This window comes from Trueperaceae bacterium (genome assembly GCA_002707365.1).
GTDB lineage: Bacteria > Deinococcota > Deinococci > Deinococcales > Trueperaceae > UBA6957.
The window spans coordinates 84,766-104,408 of the sequence record PAMQ01000004.1 but is presented as its reverse complement, the minus strand read 5'-3'; the positions used below and the strand labels follow the sequence as shown (position 1 = coordinate 104,408).

Sequence of the window (19,643 nt, the reverse complement as noted above, 5' to 3'; positions counted from 1 at the left end):
ACAGTCTGTTCAAAGCTCCCAACGACTTTTCAACCATTTTACGTCTGAACGGCTGCTTTCCACGGTCTTAGTTATGAAGTGAACCCCTCGGGCACCATCGATTACATTTGGGAAGTCAGTTTCGAATGAATCGGGTTCGCGTCCTTCCTTTTTAGCTTGGATGGTGGCAGCTACTGACACATATACGTTGGCAAAGGCTTCTATGAAGGCTTCAGGGTGACCTGTAGGGAGCCGAGTGACTCGTTGTGCTTCCTCACACAGGTAATCGTTACCCCTAGTAAGCCGTTGAGTAGGCCCCGTAAGCGTCTTGTAGAAAAGCTCATTTGGGTCTTCCTGGCGCCAGCTAATGGCACCTTCAGTACCAAAAACACGTAATCTTAGTTCGTTCTCCTCGCCGACCTCAATCTGTGAAGCAATGAGGACACCCTTCGCGCCGGAAGTGTAACGAATCAACAAATTCCCATCGTCGTCTAAACGACGACCCGGCACAAAAGTAGTCAGATCTGCGCATATAGAATCTATCTCAAGACCGGTGGCGTAAGCGACCAAATTCTCTGCGTGTGAACCAATATCACCTATGGCACCAGCAGCACCACTACGAGCTGGATCAGTACGCCAATCAGCCTGTTTTACGTCTGCATCTTCTAACTTGGTTGCAAGCCAACCTTGGTTGTACTCAACAATGACTTTACGCACATCACCAAGCTGGCCTGAACTTATCATGTGCCGAGCCTGTTTAACCATTGGATAACCAGTGTAGTTGTAGGTAACCGCAAAGACTATTCCTGTGCGCTCAACCACCTCTATAAGCTCACGTGCCTGCTCAACTGTATGGACTAGCGGCTTATCACAAACCACATTAATACCAGCTTCTGCGAAGGCCTTAGCTACGGGAAAATGTACGTGATTAGGTGTAACGATTGAAACGAAATCTATGCGCTTGTCTTCAGGACGGTTCATCTCACGCTCGAGCATCTCTTCCCAGCTACCGTAATTACGATCTTCAGGAAGTCCTAAATCTTGCCCAGATGCCTTGGCTTTATCCGCAGTGGACGAAAGTGCCCCCGCAACCAATTCGATCTTACTATCGAGCGCTGCTGCCTGCCGATGAACTTCACCGATGAAGGCATCACGTCCTCCACCAACCATTCCGTAAGTAATCTTTTTTGTCATCTTCTACTCCTCGAAGGCGGCATCGAAGGCGATGTCCGACGGTTCGAAATCTAGCTCCCGCAGGAACGCTGCCGATTCAGTAGCACCGTGAACGCGATCCATCCGACTGTCTTCCCATTCGACGCTCAAAGGACCTTGGTAGTTAATATCATTCAAAGCAACAATAACCTCTTCGAAATCTATGTCTCCCCGCCCTACTGAGCGAAAGTCCCAAAAACGCCTAGCGTCACCAAAGGATGTGTGTCCGCCAAAAACACCTGCAGTGCCGTCACCACGACCCCACCAAACGTCCTTCATGTGAGCGTGATAGATTCGATCAGAGAAAGTTCGCAGAAACTTCACGTAATCTACTCCCTGGTAACCAAGATGTGATGGGTCGTAGTTAAAACCAAATCTTATGTGGTGCCCAACGGCTTCTAACGCGCGTTCGGAGGAAGCAATGTCAAAAGCAATCTCTGTAGGGTGTACCTCAAGTCCGAAATTGATTCCAGCGTCATCAAAAGCGTCCATGATTGGGATCCAACGACTACCAAAATCAGCAAAGCCAGCATCCCAGTATTCCTGTGAAGTTGGTGGGAAAGCGTATAGGGCATGCCAAATTGGCGAACCTGTGAAGCCGTTAACTACCTCTACACCCAACTTAGCAGCGGCCTTAGCTGTGTCTTTCATCTCTTGAGCTGCGCGTTGGCGCACTCCCTCCGGATCACCATCACCCCAAACATAGTCAGGAACTATGTCCTTGTGACGTTCATCTATAGGATCACTGACGGCTTGACCCACTAGGTGATTACTTATAGCCAGACACTGTAAATCATTGGCCCGGAGTACTTCCCAAACTTTGTCGGTGTAATCGTCTTCCTCAATTGCCCTGCGAACTTCGAAGTGGTCACCCCAACAAGCAAGTTCAAGACCGTCATAACCCATCTTTCTTGCAAGAGGTGCTAACTCTTTGAGGGGTAAGTCGGCCCACTGTCCAGTGAAGAGTGTAACGGGTCTAGTCATGGTTTCCTCACTCACAATCTATTGAAAATTAGTTCCTCGTTGCCACGGTTGCATATAGCTTACCTGGTTACATCAGTTTCTGTCGCTAGAATTAACAACCAACCCACGTCGTGAGGTGGGTTGGTTGGGCTAAAACTTTGGTTATTTTGAGAACCCAAATATAACTAAGCTCCCGTCGACACCTGGCAAGTTCTTCTAACTGGGTGAATCAATCTGAACCGCTGGATCCCCCCGCAGAGCCTGTTCAGCGCCTGCTGGACTGTAAACCACGATCAACTTCAGAGTACCGGCGCCCCGATTAATAGTCGAGTGATATACACCTAGGGGAATCCAAATACAATCTCCTGCCTTCACACGCACAGTCTCTTGGTCATCGAGCATTTGGTCTCCTTCACCTTCCACCACGTAAATTACTTCATCAGCAGTAGGGTGATTGTGACGGATGTGACCCTTACCCTCCTCTAGCTCGACTAATCCGAAGCTAAATGACTTACCACCTGTAACCTTTTCCTCGCTGAGGAAGTGAATCTTTCCCCAGTCGAAGGTTAGCCGGTCAACATCCTCATTACGAGTAACGAAACAATTACCAATTTTTTTCATTCGTGTCCTCCTCCAAGGTTCCCGTCTTTAGCTTACGCAATATAGTTCAACATTTTACCAAAGAACAAAACCCGTATCCGAGATCCTAGCCAGAGTGACGGACAACCAGTTTTGTTTTAAGATTTACATCAACCAACTGTATACTGACGAATCTGGTTTATCCTAGCTCTCGAGGCCAGGACGTTTGCTTTTCGCTTCTAAACTGATCCTTATCGAGCCTCGTAAAGCATAAACGATCGGTATAAACTTAAAGTAGAATTTTAAACCAAGGGGTTATTGATGCTCTCAGATGACTTGCTCGGCACAACACTCTTATCGAAGGAAACGTATCTCGATCCGCAACCTGGAAACGAGTTGATAATGAGAGGCGAAACATGAGACCAGACCTACACCACAACATGCTCCGAAGTGAGCTCGAGGAAGTCGTTGGCTCCGAAAACATTTCCACACAAGAAACCGATAAACTAATTTACGCAACAGACTGGTTCTGGCTCCCACAAATGTGGCTTGACCGCGCTGAAAATCCTAGAAAACCAGACTACATTCTCCACCCAGGCTCGGCACAAGAAATATCCGAAATATTGTGTATTGCCAACAATTACAAAATTCCTGTTATTCCATGGGGAGGTGGTTCTGGGTCACAGGGTGGTGCTCTCCCAATGTTCGGTGGAATTGTGCTAGACACCAAACGATTAAACAAGATCATTGAAATTGACGAGGTTTCACTCACAATAACTGCCCAAGCAGGCATAAACGGCTCACAACTAGAATGGGCGCTTAACGAAAAGGGTCTTACTCTTCCCCACTACCCAGCCTCAGCAAACTGTGCCACACTTGGAGGATACCTAGCCCCACGCGGCTCAGGTACCATTAGCACCAAATACGGTAAGGCTGAGGACATGGTACTAGGTATGGAAGTAGTACTACCGAACGGGGATATAATTCGTACACCACGCGTTCCAAACCACGCTGCGGGTCCCGACTTCTATCGACTGTTCCTAGGTTCTGAAGGCACTCTTGGTGTCATTACTGAAGCCACAATGCAGATCGATTACCTTCCTGAAACACGGCTTTTCCGAGGAGTTCTTTTCGATAACCTTGATAATGCTCTAGAAGCCGGTCGCCGCATGATGACCCGCCGTTTAGATCCAACCGTTATACGCCTATATGATCCAAAGTCAACAACATCACGAATCAAGGCAATACTCGGTCGTGAATATGAGGGTGCCTATATGGTGCTGGTTTTTGATGGTGACCCGGAAATTGCATCTGTGCAGGAACGCAAAGCCCTTGAAATCTGTCTTGAGTTAGGAGCAGATGATTTAGGTAGTGATCCTGGGGAGGCCTGGTGGAAACACCGTTATGACTTTTACTATCCACCAAAGAACCTTAAATTTCCCTGGATGTACGGGACTACCGAAACAGTAACCACTTACGACAAGATTAGTCAGGTCTACCATGCAGAGAAAGAAGCAGTCGAAAGCACCTATGCTGATTGGGATATAGACTTCATCGGGCATTTTTCGCATTGGTTCCATTGGGGCACTGCCCTTTACAGTCGCTTTATCATTCAGAATCCTCCTCAGGATCCTGAGGAAGCTTTACTGCTCCATAATCGCGTCTGGAACACAGCTATGACAGCCGTTCTAGATAATGGGGGAATGGTTAATGAGCATCACGGAGTGGGCCTTAAACTGTCCCGCTTCATGAGGCGCCAATACGGATCTGCTTGGCCTTTACTAGAGTCAATCAAGAAGACAATCGATCCAAACGGGATAATGAACCCGGGTAAAGTCGGCTTCGGACCTGGGACGAAAGGATCCTGATGAACGACAAAGCGCGTCTTACTCTGGAAAACTGTCGCTACTGCCTCATGTGTCGTCACGTCGATCCGCTTGACCAGATATTCCATCGCGAAACACTAACCCCACATGGAATTGCTCTAACCGCCATATCAGAACAGCGTGGATTAATCACCTGGAATGAAGATTGGGTAGATGTGATCTTCAGTGAGGTGGATGCAGGGATCGCCCAAGCCAATTGCGTTACTGATCAACCTTTCTCTGATGCAGTTGCTCTTGTAAAGGCAGACCTTGTAAAGGCAGGACTAGCTCCAGACTCTGTCTATAAGCTCGATAAGAAACTCCAAAATCAAGCGTCACCATTTGGCCAAGATCCCTTAGAAACTACTACTAACAAGGGAAGCACTGCCCTTTTTGTTGGTGATGAATCACACTTCTTATGGCCTGAAGCTATAGAAGCTGCCGTAAAACTACTCGAGGCGCTAGGCGAAAATCCGGTCCTCATATCCCGAGGAAAAAGTAACGGTTTTTTAGCTTCTTCACTTGGCCTACTAGACACTGCACGTAAACAGGCCAGTACAATTCTCAAAGAGCTCGAGGTTGTAGGTGCGTCTAAACTCGTAGTCCTTTCTCCTGGGGACGCATTCACTTTTTCAAATCTTTACAATGAACGTTTGGGTATAAGTTGGCCCGATACTGTCGAGGTTGTTGATCTCATCACCCTCTTAGCTAACGCTCTTTCTTCAGGAGAGATTTCTTTTGAACCAGCAGTCACTGACAAAACAAGTGCTTACGTAGATCCGACTCATGCTTCTCGGGCGCCGAATCGATACGAGTCTCCTCGACTGCTTCTCAGAGCTATCCTGCCAGAGACACCACTCGAGTTATTTTGGCGGAAAAAGCGCACACACCCGGTCGGTAATACTTCACTCCAATTTACTCATCCTGAACTTGCTAAGGCACTAACACAGGGTCGACTTGAAGACGCCCGAAGTCGTGGGATAGAAGTACTCTACACGGAAGATCCGAGCACTTTGTTTCACCTACAAAATCATGCCCAGGAGTATAATCTTGAGATTAGGGGTCTTTACGAGAAGCTTGAAGCAAGTCTGAGTTCTTAAACTAGTAGATCGTACCGAGGAGGTAATACACGATGCATCTTTCTATGCACAATTGGATGAGGGCAGAGCCGCTCGAGGTTACCGTACGACGTTTAGCCAAGTACGGCTACAAAAGCATAGAAATTGGCGGAGAACCCGAAGTCTATAACACCTCTGAAGTTCGGGGTCTTCTGAGAGAGCATAATCTTCGGTGTTGGGGTTCAATTAGCCTAATGTTCACAGGGCTAGACCTTATTCAAGCGGATGAAGCTGGTCGCGAAAAGACGGTTCAGTACTTGAAAGACTGTGTCACCATGGTCGGAGAACTTGATGGAGAGGTGATGTCGATTGTTCCTTCAGAGGTTGGTAAAACCGCAGCCCAAACGGATGAGGAAACAGAATGGAATTGGGCTGTTGAAGGCCTAAAAGAGGTCTATACGCATGCTATGAAACAAGGGATCAAACTTGCATTGGAACCCCTCAATCGCTTTGAAACTAACTTCCTCAACCGTCACGATCAGGCTTTGATGTTAGCTTCGGCCGTCGGTCCAGAATGTGGAGTGTGCCTTGACGCATACCACATGAATCAAGAAGAGGCTGACTTCGGCGCAGCTTTACAAGCTGCTGGTGACAAGTTATTCGATTTCCACGTCGCAGACAATAACCGGATGGCCTGCGGTCAAGGTCAACTCGACTGGCACAAGATCGTTAGATGCCTCGAAGATATTGGTTACGATGGTGCTCTAACTGTAGAGTTTGTGGCTCCACTTGACCGCACCCCAGCTAATCCTTATCAGAATGCTACAGCAGCCGCCGAAGCAGATTTAACCGAAAAACAATTGAAATTCATTAAGGATCATGGCGGTGGCATTTTATCCGAAGAGTTTTACAGTTGGCTAGTAGAATCAACCGCCCAAACTCTACTCCCGTTAATACGCTGAGATGAAGCCTTCATGGTTAAGGCCAGAGTGGAAGTAATTCGGTGCCTACTGTAGTACTGATAGGTACTTTGGATACCAAAGGGCCAGAAATAGGCTATCTTCGCGATCGCCTAAATAAACTGGGACTAGGCACTATTGTGGTTGACTCAGGCATCCTGGGTGACCCCTTGGGTATAACTCCTGACATTGATCACGCCGAAGTAGCGACTTACGGTGGAACCACTATCGAGGAGCTGCAGAAATCTGGTAGTCGTGGCCGGGCAGTCAACGGTATGCGCGGAGCTCTACGCCAATTAGTAGCTACTCTTTACACTGACGGGCGTATTGATGCTGCCGTCAGCATGGGCGGTGCAGAGGGGGCAGTAATGGGTGCTGCTGCCATGATGGTCCTGCCGATTGGCGTACCAAAAGTCCTAGTCTCTCCCATCGCGTCAGGACATCACTTCTTCGATCCTCTAGTCGGCACCAAAGACATGACAGTGGTGCACTCAGTAGTGGACATCCTTGGGCTTAACCCAATCGCCTGCACAATTTTCGACAACGTCGCTGCCACTATCAAGGGAATGCTCGACCACGGCCATAAACTTCCAAGACCAAACACCTCAGACCAGTTCGTCGGCATAACTATGCTCGGTAACACCACCACCTCGGTAATGGCAGCCAAGGCAAGACTCGCCAAAGCCGGTTACGAGGCTGTAATCTTCCATTCCAACGGTGTCGGTGGACCAGCTATGGAGGAACTCGCTGCTGAGGGGCAATTCGTCGGAATTATAGACTTTACAACCAACGAAGTTTATGACCCCTTAGTGGGTGGCATACATGATGGTGGCGCTGATCGGTTATCCGTAGTGGGAAGACTCGGATTGCCTCAAGTGGTCGTTCCTGGCTGCATAGATTTCAGCGTTTGGAATGCTGGCACGGTGCCACAAGAGTTGGCTGATCGTCCGGTTTACGACCATAATCCGGAGTATAATCTTGTTCGCGCTAGCCACGATGAAATGATCCAACTTGGTCAAATCTTCGCTGAAAAGCTCGCTGGAGCACAAGGACCAGTTGTCATTGCCGTGCCAACCCAAGGCCTGTCAATCCCTAATGTGCCTGATGGACCATTCTGGGACCCTGCAGCTGATGAAGCTTACCTAGCGACACTACAGAGAGAGATCTGCGATACCATCCCTGTTGTAACGTTTGAAAACCATGTAAACGATCCAGACTTCGGGATTTTAGTTGCTGAACTATTTATCGATTTACTGTAAATAAAAACTTAAGGAGACCATTATGATTTCAAGTAGTAGCGATCAACTAAAACTAAAGGGTGTGCCACACTTGACTGAAGGTGATGAAGAGTTCCGAGACAAATTCCTTTCTTGGGACCTTGGGAATCTCACCATCACTGACGTCCAGGCGTACCTAGAGCAGAAAGATATTATATTGGTGCCCGTAGCTAGCCTCGAACAGCACGGTTCTCATCTCCCAATTTATACTGACACCATCACGGCGGTGGAGATTTCTCGTCGCGTCGCCGAACATATTGCAGTAATGCATACACCACCAATATGGATGGGATACTCGCCCCAGCACATGCATGAACCTGGACTAGGTAGAGGCACCATCACTGTCCGCAGCAGCACTCTTCTCGCGGTCATGCATGACGTAGCCCGTAGCCTCATCCATCATGGTTTTAATCGCATAATTTTTATTAATGGTCACGGTTCAAACATCAAAGTTGTTGATCCAGTACTCCGAAAGCTGCGTTACGAAACTGGTGCGTTAATAGGCTTTGTTAAACCCTACATGGAGCGATACACAGGCATCCTAGCAGGCCTAATGGAGAATCCGCCTGAAGAAACACCTGGCTGGCACGCTAGTGAACTTGAGACCGCCCAAGACCTAGCCTGGAATGAAGATATTGTGCGCATGGATCGAGCAGCTTTTACGAAGGCCCACATCCCTGACTTCCTGCCCCAAACCTTTGCCAAAAAGGATGGAATGCCCGACGTAGAATTCGAAGGTTACACCTATTTCAACTTCCCTATGGACCATCACGAGTTCATTGAGAGTGGCGTCATCGGTAATCCCCTCAGAGCAACTAAAGAAAAAGGTCAAGAATCTTTTCGTCGACTTGGCGAACATGTAGCTCGGGGTGTATTAGAGCTCATGCAAGTTCCGGTAAAAGTCCACACCAGAGAGTTTGTAGACCGAGTCTTATAACTGTGGCTTCTTTACTGTCTACATGACCGGTCCACGTGGCCTCAAATTCTACTGGGTCACTCCCATCGGGTAACCATGTTGAATAACTTATTTTTCTTATTTAGAACCCTAAGGTCCAAGTGATAACCACCTTACTAGGAGCCCATGTATCCATTGCGGGAGGCCTACACAAGTCTTTTAATCGCGGCATCAAGATTGGTTGCGAAGCACTCCAGATCTTCGTAAAGAACGCTAGTCGATGGAACGCCAAGCCGCTTACGAATGATGCTGTCACGCTTTTCCAAGAAGCTCATGGGAAACACCCGATGCCTTTGGTCGCTCATAGCGCCTATCTCATCAACCTCTGCGCTGTCAATGCGGAGACTCATAGTAAATCTCGCCTTGCACTTGCTGACGAACTTGAACGTTGCACGTTATTAGGAGTTCCAGGGTTGGTACTACACCCCGGGGCACATATGGAAGAGGGAGAGGAAAAGGGAATCGAAGCAATCGCTCGATCACTAGATGCTGTTTTCGCTACTAACCCAAACCTCAGTACGAAGGTACTGCTCGAAAACACTGCTGGACAAGGGACAGTTCTTGGTTACCGTTTCGAACAAATTGGACGCATCTTAGAGTTAGTCGACGAGTCAGAACGACTTGGCGTGTGCTTTGACTCCTGCCACGCATTCGCAGCAGGTTATGACCTTCGCAACGAGCAAGGATACGAGTCGGTGTGGGAAGACTTCGACGAACAGATAGGACTCAATCGTCTCGAAGCTGTACATCTCAATGATTCTAAATTTCCTCTCGGATTACGTAAAGACCGTCATGCAACTATTGGAGGTGGCGAAATAGGGTTAGAGTTTTTTAGACAGCTCATAGCTGATGAACGATTCACGGGGATCCCTATGCTGCTAGAAACACCACTTGATGACGATGGTGAAGGGCACCGACGGGACCTCGAAACCCTAAGATCCCTACACAATTAAAGATAAAGTTAGGTAAATAAGGAGTTCAGAGAACCTTAGACTCTGCAAGGTAACTAAAGAGAATGACCGCAGTACAAAACTCTCTCGACGTTAGTAAGGTCAACAAATTAGACACAAGAATTCGAATTGCAAATGCTAACGTTGCAATATGAACAGGCACGTCCCAGCAACTTCAGGGCTCGAGAGCCGGGCAACAAATGTACCGGAATCAATAATACGTAAGCTAGCAAACGCTGCCATGCACCGCCCCGAACTTATCTCACTTTGGTTCGGTGAATCGAATCTAGAGACGCCTGACTTCATTAAGGACGCTGCTATCAAAGCCATTCAAGCGGGTGAAAGCTTTTACTCGGAAGGTCTGGGTCGACCATTCTTACGAGAAGCTATCGCAAAATACACTACTGATCTCTACGGGGTGGACATCCCGAGTGACCGCGTGGCGGTCACTGTATCGGGCCTTAATGCCTTAAACCTTGCTTTCCAATGTGTTCTAGAGGAAGGAGATCTAGTTGTAACTCCCACGCCAACATGGCCTAATATCCTGTCAGTGCCGGCCCTCCAGGGTGCAAGGGTAGAAACACAATCTCTCTCCTTTGGTTCCACCGGTTGGGGTATCGACCTCGAGCAATTCCTCGAAACTACCGCCGGCGCTAAGTGCGTCTTGATCAACTCCCCAGCTAACCCTACCGGCTGGATGATGAATAGTGCCGAGCAGAGATACTTACTCGAAACAATGCGAGAGCGCGGTACCTGGCTTATTGCAGATGAGGTGTACGCTCGACTCTGCTTCTCTGACCGTGCTGCTCCATCATTCTTGGAGGTCGCTGAACCCGAAGACAGACTAATCGTCATCAACAGCTTCTCTAAATCCTGGGCAATGACCGGTTGGCGTCTCGGGTGGCTAACCCTGCCATCATCATTAACACCAGTTTTAGAAAAAATTATTGAGTTCTCAGTGTCATGTGCTCCACCTTTCACCCAACGCGCAGGCGTCGCTGCTCTCGAACACGGTGAGCAATTCGTACAACAGCAGGTATATGACCTTAAAAGATCACTCAACTTGACAGAGGCGCTTCTTACTCAATCTGATCGCATAGAGTTCCATAAACCCGCAGCGACTTTTTACGCCTACTTTCGTGTCGACGGTGTAGTTGATGGCATTGCTTTTGCTAAAAAGTTAATTGACAAAGTGGATGTCGGTATTGCTCCTGGTGTTGCCTTTGAACGTAACGCTGAGGACTGGTTCCGCCTGTGCTTTGCTAAATCTGATACCCAACTCACTGAAGCGCTGAGTAGAATATTGCTGTTAATAACATGACAATCGCGGTAAAATACCAGAGTATTTGGTCAATTCTTAAGGCCATAAGATCTTTCTTGCCGTGAGGACCTTTGGAGGCTGGCATGGACTACCGCACTGTAGGTCGCACCGGAGTTAGGGTATCTAACCTCTGTTTCGGCACAATGTCTTTTGGGGATACTGCAGATGAGGCTGAATCAACTCGTATGTTTGGCCGCTGCTTAGACAGTGGAATCAACTTCTTTGATTGCGCTAACGTCTACGCAGGAGGACGTTCAGAGGAAATCCTTGGCGAACTCATGACTGAACTGCGTGATGAGCTCGTTATTACCAGCAAAGTTTTCGGACCTGTCGGACCTGATGTCAATTCCCGGGGCTTATCCCGACGTCATATTGTACAAGCTGTTGAGGATACTTTAAAGCGGTTGAAGACCGATCGACTGGACTTTTATTTTGTCCATCAGTACGATTATGAAACTCCAATGGAGGAAACCATAAAGGCGCTGGACGAACTTGTGAGACGGGGTCTCATCCTCTACCCTGCAGTGAGTAATTGGGCTGCTTGGCAAATTACGAAAGCCCTAGGAATATCCCAGTTAAATCACTCGGCTCGTTTCGAACTCGCTCAACCTATGTACAACCTAACTAAGCGTCAGGCAGAGGTCGAAATCCTCCCGATGGCAGCGTCCGAACAAATGGGCATAATTCCATACAGTCCTCTTGGTGGTGGATTACTTTCTGGTAAATACGGTTCGGGATCTCGGCCAGAAACAGGTCGTCTGGTGGAAAACTCCATGTACATGAAACGCTACGGCAGGAACGACTATTACGATATTGCTGAACGTTTCACAGCCTATGCGAGTGAGAGGTCCATTCACCCAACCACTCTTGCGGTGGCTTGGGTAGGGTCTCACCCAGCTGTAACTGCGCCAATCATAGGAGCTCGGAACGTCGAGCAACTGGAACCTTCACTGGCTGCTTCTAACTTCAAAATGACGGCCGAAATGCGTAACGAAATTACTGCTCTCACTCCGGAGATCGCCCCTGCGCATGATAGACGAGAAGAGCAGTTACCAAAAGGAAAATAGTTGTTGCCGGTAGAAGAACTGGGTTAGCAGGCTTTAGAAAGTCTATCTCTGAACATGAGTCATTGGGAAGCTACTTTTTTTGCGGCTACCTCACGGTCAGTTGGGTTGAGTATTGCTTTACGGAGACGGATATTTTTTGGTGTTATTTCGACAAACTCGTCCTCACCAACGTATTCAAGCGCGTCCTCAACGGTCATTAGGTGTGGGGGTTCAAGTAAAATATTGTCATCTCGGCCACTTGCACGGACATTAGTCAACTTCTTGTTCTTACATACGTTCACGTTAAGGTCACCTGTGCGAACGTTGGTACCAACTATCATACCGACATATACATCCGTACCTGGCTCTATAAAAAAGCTACCTCGGTCTTGAAGTTTGAATAGACTATATGCGAGGGCCTTTCCCGCCTGCATTGAGACTAATGATCCTGTGCTCCTGGCCTTTGGCTTACCCACAACCTGAGCATAACTATCAAAGACATGGCTCAAGAGTCCTTCTCCGCGAGTAATTGATAGAAATTGGGTTCGGTAGCCGAAGAGCGCCCGACTTGGTACTTTAAACTCGAGACGTGCCCGGACATCGTCTTGGCTTAGGTTAGTTAAGTTACCTTGGATGCTGGATAGTGACTCTATTACAGCCCCCATTGCTTCCACTGGCACATCAGTAACCACCTGCTCAAAAGGCTCGTGCGCCACGCCATCAACCTCACGGATAATCACCTCTGGCCGAGAAACATTAAACTCAAAGCCCTCACGACGCATTTGCTCAATAAGAATTGATAGGTGAAGCTCTCCTCGACCTGAGACGCGAAATTGTTCACCCGTCAACTCTTCGACCTGAAGAGCTATGTTGGTTAAGAGTTCTCTATTGAGCCTATCTTTAATGTGTCGACTGGTGACGTAATTTCCTTCCGTTCCAGATAAGGGGCTGGTGTTAGGGCTAAAACTAATACTTACTGTGGGCTCGTCAACTGGAACAACAGGGAGAGCTTCGACTACTGCCGGATCTGTTAGGGTATCGCCGATCTGTACCCCTTCAAGACCTGCAAGACCAACGATATCGCCAGCCTCAATGTGGTCAGTTTCAATTTTTTGTAGGCCGAGATGGGTGTAAGCCCGGGTGATTAGTGCTTTTGTGTGAGTCCCATCGCGTTCAATTCTGAGAACAGTTTCTCCCTTTTGCAATTGCCCGCGTAGGATCCGGCCAATAGCAATCCTACCCAAATAATCAGAGTAATCGAGGTTTGCCACTTGCATCTGGAAAGGAGCATCCATATCGGACGCGGCTTTCGGTATGTGATTAACAATAGCTTGAAAGAGATCTTCCAGATCAGATTTAGGGTCCTGCTCTACTTGCCAGGCGCGACCATCACGAGCTACAGCGTAAAGGATTGGAAAATCGAGTTGTTCCTCATTTGCATCCAGGTCAATCATTAAATCGAACGTCAGATCAACGACCTCGTTCGGTCGAGCATCTGTTCGGTCAACCTTGTTGACCACCACTATAGGTCTTAACCCAAGAGCCAGTGCTTTTTCGAGGACGAAACGCGTCTGAGGCATGGGCCCTTCTGCAGCATCGATGAGAACAAGAACACCGTCAACCATACCGAGTGCTCGTTCCACCTCACCCCCAAAATCTGCATGACCAGGGGGGTCAACGATGTTTATCTTTACATCACCCCATTCGACAGCTGTGTTTTTTGCCAGTATCGTGATACCTCTTTCGCGTTCAAGGTCGACACTATCCATCACACGTTCTTCTACAATCTGGTTATCTCGAAAGACGCTAGACTGCTTGAGCATAGCGTCAACGAGTGTCGTTTTTCCATGATCAACATGGGCAATGAGAGCAACATTTCGATATTCCACAAGGGTCCTGTTCTGGCGTTCCGCAGTTCGGATCAACGCAAAGCATGATCATACACGATAAGGACCCTTGCAAGGTATACACGACAAACAACTGCGGTACATCAAACTGATAAGGGTAATAGGAAATCTAAATTCTACCAACCAGCTGGTCTTTTGGCAGTAAGACGGTCCTAACAAAGCAACGATCACGGGGGCTCTATAGATGGACTAGTCAAAAATTGAGAGTTAGACTGTCTAAAGGGGAAAAACTAATAGCGTCGCAACGCTGCTCTACGCTATTAGGTGCCTCTAATTTGGTTAACAGGGAAAGCGCCGTTAAGGATTCTTTATATGAACAAGACTAATCATCCGCTAAGGGGTATCCTCGTAGGTTTAGGCAACCATGGCCAGGTCTGGAACAACGTGTGCAATGCCCGCGAAGACGTGGAAATCGTAGCATTCGTGGGTCGATCTGAAACATCACGCCAACTAGCTATTTCAGAGTGGGGGGTAGAGAATAATAAGGTATACGCCACCCTGCCAGAGGCCATTAATTCTTGCCAGGCCGATTTCGTCCTAGATGTAACTCCACCGTCGGTACATCGCCAGGTGGCTCTTGATACTTTTGCTGCTGGTCTTCCGCTACTAGGTGAGAAGCCTCTAAGTGATGGCTTAGTAACTGCCCGAGAAATCGTTGAAGCAGGGGAAGCCGCTGGTTGCATACACATGGTGGCACAACAGCAGCGCTTTAACCCCCTAATACGTACTGCTCGTCGATTACTTACCAGCGATACCATAGGCCCGCCTGGACAGGTCGACATTTCTTTTGCTGTACCTTGGGCAGATTGGCCGGGCACGCATTACGTTACTGAGCCGTTTATGTTCCTCCTTGACATGGGTTGTCATCACTTCGATATGATCCGCTATTTTCTTGGCATGGATCCTGAATCTGTACATGTAATTAGTTGGAATCTACCTTGGGGTTGGCACCAAGGTGACGCTTGTCATGTCGCAGTGTTCGACTTTTGTGACGGCTTAAAAGTTGTGCATCGGGCCACCGGGTGCACTGTCGGCGAAAAAACTTCATGGCTCGGAAACTGGCATGTAGACGGCCCAGCTGGCAGTATGAGTTGGCACGAAAATAAGATCTTAATTAGTCACGAACATCGTGCAAACCCACCACATTTGGAAGAAGTACCTGTTGATTTTGATCATCCACGTCATCAAAAAGACCCTCTTCTGGATGAATTTCTCTCAGCAATCACTGAACAACGTGAACCAGAATGCAGTGGTCGCGACAACTTATCTACAATGTCTATGACTTTTGCGGCCTTGGAGAGTGCAAAAACAGGAAGACCTGTAAAAATAGAATCTCTTAGTTAAATAAGTAGCGTGAAAGCGAAAAGCAGGCCGCAAGACGAAATCTGGTACTGTAAATTTTTAGTCTGGGCTCTAAAATGTAACAGATATGAATAAACCACCGTTAATCTAAGAAACCTAGCAATCTTTTTTTCATTGCATCAAGGTACAAAGGCGTATATAACTCTTAACAAACTTTATTTCTTAGGGATCGTCACCAAAGATCTAAGACGTGATGTTATTCATAAAAATACGTCTTTGGGCTAAAGACGATCTACATTATTGTCAAGATTTACCTAGGGCCTTCTTATCTAAAATGACCAGTTCTCGGGACCGTAGGGCAAAAACCAGTGCAGCAGCGCCTAACACCCCAGCAACTACGAAAACCGGTCCGAAACCGAGCAAATCGATAATTACTCCCGCTAAGATCGGAGCAAGAGCTGGTAGTGAAAGTAAGCTGTTAGCTGTACCAATATATAGGCTGCGTTCTTCTGCCGGTGAGACAACATAGAGCAAGTTCCAGGAAGCAATGTTTAATCCGGCCTGACCGACTGCTGAAAAGAGAAAAACTAGTAGAAAAGACTGCCAGGAAGGTGCTATTAGTGCTGCGATGGGAGCAGCAATCAAAAAAGCAATTGCGATTTGAAACACCAAAACATTTTTCCCTTGGTTGGCTGGAGCTCGAAACATCAGGTTAGCAACAATTGCGGATGACGTTGCTACGATCACGAAGAGACCTAGGCTACTAGGGGGTGCATCAAGATATTTTAGGGCATAAATAGCAAAAAATGGGTCAGCAGCTATAGCTAGACGGGCGAGGAAACGAAAACGTAAGTAATGGAAGAAATTGGGATTGTTACGCAACAAGCCTGGGATTCTACTGATGACACTACGGAACGGCTGCTTTTGACTTGCTAAACCCAAAGGCTCTTTGACCAAACTGAAACTAAGATAAGCGGCAGCCGAGAGAACAGTTCCGATTACGAAGACAATCGCAAAGTTCTGTGGGAACGCTATATCTCCACCGAGGAGATACGTTAGAAGAAAACCAGATCCAAATCCAAGAGCTCCACCAACTGCATTGCGTAACACCCAGAAAGTGCCGAGTCTGTAGTGGGGAACTACCTTGGCAACAATATCAGCGAAGGGTATACCAGTAATTCCATTAGCTAGAGACACAATGCCTATGCCCAAAACAACGGTTACTACTAACAGAACTGGAGAGTCTGGAAATGCGAAAACAACTGCTACCATTAATGCATAAGTAAATACTCGAATCACTGTCATGTACCGGTACCAGAGGATCTTCCTTGGTTGGTGCCCAATACGACTTGCGACAAATAGCTGCGGCAAGAACCAGCCAGCGAATAGCATTGCGGGCATCAGTCCAACAACTGTCGCTGGCGCTCCCAGGGTTGCTAGAAACGGTGCCAACACCAGTGTAGGGTGAAAAAAGGCGCCAGCCCCCTTCATGAAAACTCCGTTACTCACCCCGAGCCAAAAGTTCTGAGTTGTTTTATCTGCCTCTTGTTGGTCCAATGACATTCAGTCTAAGATTTAATAGGAGCAGAAAGAGAGCCTAATACTTCAGCCATTACATAAACCCTATTTGACAGTCTTTTTTCGAACCCCTAAAACTTTGAATAATATCAGCACTGATATTTAAGCCGCTTAATGGTAAGTGACGGGAAAAAGCTGACATCATGAACCTCTTAGAGGTACTGGAGCCAAAGTCTCATGTAGGTTGCCGTCTTTTACATCATAGAGGTACCCAGAAACAATCAAGCCATCTGGCAAGATCGAAGCAGCTCGGAGTCGACTTAAATCCTCCGCAATGCCGGCCTCTGGGTCCTTTATAGCCAGCTTTTTCATCGGGACTTCACCAGTTCCGGCCAATAATCCCAGGCGTTGCCTAACTTTGGGATCTGCAAATCGGAAAACCCCACAGTCCGTGTGATGAATAATTGCAAGATCCAGAGAACTACCATCAACGGATTTAATCATCGCTCGAAGAATTGCGATCTGTTCCACAATTTGGTCTGTAACTCTCCCACCAATGTTGCGCATCACAAAAGCCTCTCCGAGCTCAAGTTCCATAGTATGGGCCGGATCAACCCGCGAATCAAGACAGGTCAAAATCAGGATTTTTTTACGGGGCACAATGGTCAAGTCACCATAATCGAAAAATTCTGCAAAGCGACGGTTCTTATCAATTAGAGTCTTCACCAGTTGATGTTACAACTACAATTTAGTGTCAAGCGTTACACGGGTAAGGCTAAGTAAAAAGCTAGTATCAACCTAGAAAGAATTGAGCAAGATTATGAAAATATAATTTTGCAAAATGTTTAGATTGGCGAGCGTAACACTCAACTTGACTACATTGTCTTAATAGGTAACATAAAGCCAGGAGATCTGTTTTATGAAATTAATCGAAATGTTTAAATCCTTAACAGTATACCCGCTAGCGTTCATAAACCTGGCGGTTTACGCTCTTTGGATTGTCCCTGCTAGAGACTTGTTAAGGAGTGTTCTTTTTACATTGTTAACAGATGACAACAGTGGAGATCGAACCTTCCATATTCCCTATATCGTGAAAAGTATAGATAACGTCTTTTGGCTTTTAGCTGCCGTGGGGTTCTTAGCAATGTTTGTTTTGGCTGAATACTACTTTAAACGGGCAAAGAGCTGGAAGGATCTCTTACGACGCTTCGTCCGTGTTTTAAGTATTCAAGTTATTACCATCGGGTTATGTCTGATGGGCCTAGACGTAATGATCTCCCAGATGCCGTCAACACTCACATGGTTCGCTTTAGGTTCAGGAATCATCCTCTGGGCCGTAACTTTGTTGAAAGAGGAACCTCAAGAACTTGAAGTAGCAACCTAAGTAACAGGTACTATAAGTAGGAGTCACATAAGCCCCTAGGGTTGTTTTTGCTGCGATGGTTTGCATATTTCTGGCGGTCTCGGTTGCGAGAAGTAACTAAGAATCTATTGAACGAGCACGCGTTTCCCTACTAAACAACCATCTGAGTTACCTCACAAAAATTTATTCACCTGTGTCATTTAGCTTTTCACCAGCAATCTTGATTATGGTCTAACTGTCGTTCCTTTTTTGACTATATTGTTTAGCACCATGGCAACGCCAATTAGGGTCATAAGAATCACTTCTTTACCAATACTGCCGAATGCGGTCCAATAACCTGTGTAATAGTATTGGGGGATCAGAGAAAGGGAAAGCTATGGACGCGAACTCATTCAAAAAAAGACTTAACGACGGCGAATTACTGCTCGGCACACACCTAACCGCACCAAATCCAAAGTTAGCAGCACTATGTTGCCAGGCAAATATTGATTTCCTGTGGATCGACACAGAACATGACCCCTACGCTAGCGAATCTTTAGGATTGGTACCGGTCTTAGCACGTCAGAGTGGTGTCGCCCCAGTTGTCAGGGTTGCATGGAACGATCCAGCTCTAATCAAGAAAGCTTACGATGTTGGTGCTGTTGCTGTAATGGTACCTCAAATTGAGACTGCTGAAGAAGCTGCTCGTGCGGTCGAGTACGCGTTCTATCCACCCAAAGGAAACCGTGGTGTTGCACCGAATTGGCCAACCCTTGCAGGGGTCAACACAACCGAGGTCATTAAATCTGTGAACGAAAAAACGGCACTAATCCTACAAATAGAAAGCGTCAAGGCTTACGAGAATCTCGACGAGATTGCTTCAGTACCTGGTATAGACGCGCTTTTTGTTGGACCGATGGACCTTTCGGCCACCCTCGGAATCGTAACGGAGGTCCACGATCCTGCTGTCCAAAAGATCATGCAGGATGTACCGTACCGCTTAGAGGGAACAGGTATCGCTACTGGTACCACACTCCCAGACGTTGATGACGTACGCTGCAAGATTGAATGGGGTTATCGATTTATCAATGTAGGCGACCCAGTTAATTACGGTATCGAAACCCTGAACCACCACCTCGAAACACTACGTTGACAGAGGTCACGATTAAACCCTGAAGGGATTAATAGACTACTTTTGACCTAGTTGATGGCAAGTAAAGAGAAGCAACGTGGATCTCAAAATTCACCAACTCTAGTCTAGATTCATGTTGCTATATCAGCGTAACGTTTTGACTAAAAATGCCAATGTGAGATTTCTTGGTTAAACTCACATTCTAGTAATAGGATTAATCTTCCAGAAGCTACGCCGTAACTTACTAACAGTAGATTTATCGTCACTCCCGCCAACTA

General features: G+C 47.2%; 17 protein-coding genes. 11 read left to right on the top strand and 6 right to left on the bottom strand.

The genetic code is table 11. The features are described 5' to 3' along the window. Positions 1-9: 9 nt before the first annotated feature. The 3 genes from CMO31_01530 to CMO31_01520 all read right to left on the bottom strand — a co-directional run bounded on the left by CMO31_01530 (position 10) and on the right by CMO31_01520 (position 2,775). Entirely contained in the window at positions 10-1,173 is a 1,164-nt protein-coding gene (locus CMO31_01530; GenBank protein MAZ52680.1) for an oxidoreductase, read from the bottom strand. A gap of 3 nt (positions 1,174-1,176) precedes the next feature. Continuing rightward, positions 1,177-2,175, bottom strand: coding sequence for an AP endonuclease (locus CMO31_01525; GenBank protein MAZ52679.1), 999 nt, complete (start codon positions 2,173-2,175; stop codon positions 1,177-1,179). Positions 2,176-2,370: 195 nt separating this feature from the next. Continuing rightward, positions 2,371-2,775, bottom strand: a complete 405-nt coding sequence (locus tag CMO31_01520; protein ID MAZ52678.1) for a cupin — start codon at positions 2,773-2,775, stop codon at positions 2,371-2,373. A gap of 374 nt (positions 2,776-3,149) precedes the next feature. Between CMO31_01520 and CMO31_01515 the strand changes: the two genes are divergently transcribed. The 8 genes from CMO31_01515 (at position 3,150) to CMO31_01480 (ending at position 12,185) form a co-directional block, all read left to right on the top strand. After that, positions 3,150-4,601 carry an alkylglycerone-phosphate synthase gene (locus CMO31_01515; GenBank protein MAZ52677.1) on the top strand — a complete coding sequence of 484 codons (1,452 nt, stop codon included), beginning with the start codon at positions 3,150-3,152 and terminating at the stop codon, positions 4,599-4,601. A gap of 47 nt (positions 4,602-4,648) precedes the next feature. Further along, positions 4,649-5,698, top strand: coding sequence for a hypothetical protein (locus CMO31_01510; GenBank protein ID MAZ52676.1), 1,050 nt, complete (start codon positions 4,649-4,651; stop codon positions 5,696-5,698). Between the two features lie 32 nt (positions 5,699-5,730). Next, positions 5,731-6,618 (top strand): epimerase, encoded by an 888-nt coding sequence (locus CMO31_01505; protein ID MAZ52675.1) that lies wholly within the window; start codon positions 5,731-5,733, stop codon positions 6,616-6,618. A gap of 41 nt (positions 6,619-6,659) precedes the next feature. Then, the gene (locus CMO31_01500; GenBank protein MAZ52674.1) at positions 6,660-7,874 is read left to right on the top strand and encodes a hypothetical protein; all 1,215 of its coding nucleotides are present in this window, start codon (positions 6,660-6,662) and stop codon (positions 7,872-7,874) included. Positions 7,875-7,896: 22 nt separating this feature from the next. After that, complete coding sequence (locus CMO31_01495; protein ID MAZ52673.1) at positions 7,897-8,829, top strand: creatinine amidohydrolase; 933 nt, start codon at positions 7,897-7,899, stop codon at positions 8,827-8,829. A gap of 122 nt (positions 8,830-8,951) precedes the next feature. Then, the gene (locus CMO31_01490; GenBank protein MAZ52672.1) at positions 8,952-9,800 is read left to right on the top strand and encodes a deoxyribonuclease IV; all 849 of its coding nucleotides are present in this window, start codon (positions 8,952-8,954) and stop codon (positions 9,798-9,800) included. Between the two features lie 148 nt (positions 9,801-9,948). Then, positions 9,949-11,118: an aspartate aminotransferase gene (locus tag CMO31_01485; GenBank protein MAZ52671.1), complete on the top strand. Its 1,170-nt coding sequence runs from the start codon at positions 9,949-9,951 to the stop codon at positions 11,116-11,118. An 83-nt stretch (positions 11,119-11,201) separates the two neighbouring features. Continuing rightward, entirely contained in the window at positions 11,202-12,185 is a 984-nt protein-coding gene (locus CMO31_01480; GenBank protein MAZ52670.1) for an aldo/keto reductase, read from the top strand. Between the two features lie 59 nt (positions 12,186-12,244). On the opposite strand, the gene typA is transcribed toward CMO31_01480, so the two are convergent. Beyond that, on the bottom strand, positions 12,245-14,053 hold the full coding sequence (typA, locus tag CMO31_01475; GenBank protein ID MAZ52669.1) for a translational GTPase TypA: 1,809 nt from the start codon (positions 14,051-14,053) through the stop codon (positions 12,245-12,247). 330 nt (positions 14,054-14,383) lie between these two features. On the opposite strand from typA, the gene CMO31_01470 reads away from it, so the two are divergent. Beyond that, positions 14,384-15,415 carry a hypothetical protein gene (locus tag CMO31_01470; protein ID MAZ52668.1) on the top strand — a complete coding sequence of 344 codons (1,032 nt, stop codon included), beginning with the start codon at positions 14,384-14,386 and terminating at the stop codon, positions 15,413-15,415. Positions 15,416-15,676: 261 nt separating this feature from the next. Here CMO31_01470 and CMO31_01465 read toward each other — a convergent pair whose 3' ends face one another. After that, positions 15,677-16,864 carry a hypothetical protein gene (locus CMO31_01465; GenBank protein MAZ52667.1) on the bottom strand — a complete coding sequence of 396 codons (1,188 nt, stop codon included), beginning with the start codon at positions 16,862-16,864 and terminating at the stop codon, positions 15,677-15,679. A gap of 228 nt (positions 16,865-17,092) precedes the next feature. Then, positions 17,093-17,617 (bottom strand): carbonic anhydrase, encoded by a 525-nt coding sequence (locus CMO31_01460; protein MAZ52666.1) that lies wholly within the window; start codon positions 17,615-17,617, stop codon positions 17,093-17,095. Positions 17,618-17,810: 193 nt separating this feature from the next. Here CMO31_01460 and CMO31_01455 point away from each other — a divergent pair, with 193 nt between their 5' ends. Then, positions 17,811-18,275 carry a hypothetical protein gene (locus tag CMO31_01455; GenBank protein MAZ52665.1) on the top strand — a complete coding sequence of 155 codons (465 nt, stop codon included), beginning with the start codon at positions 17,811-17,813 and terminating at the stop codon, positions 18,273-18,275. A gap of 301 nt (positions 18,276-18,576) precedes the next feature. Beyond that, positions 18,577-19,386, top strand: a complete 810-nt coding sequence (locus tag CMO31_01450; GenBank protein ID MAZ52664.1) for a hypothetical protein — start codon at positions 18,577-18,579, stop codon at positions 19,384-19,386. Positions 19,387-19,643 lie beyond the last annotated feature (257 nt).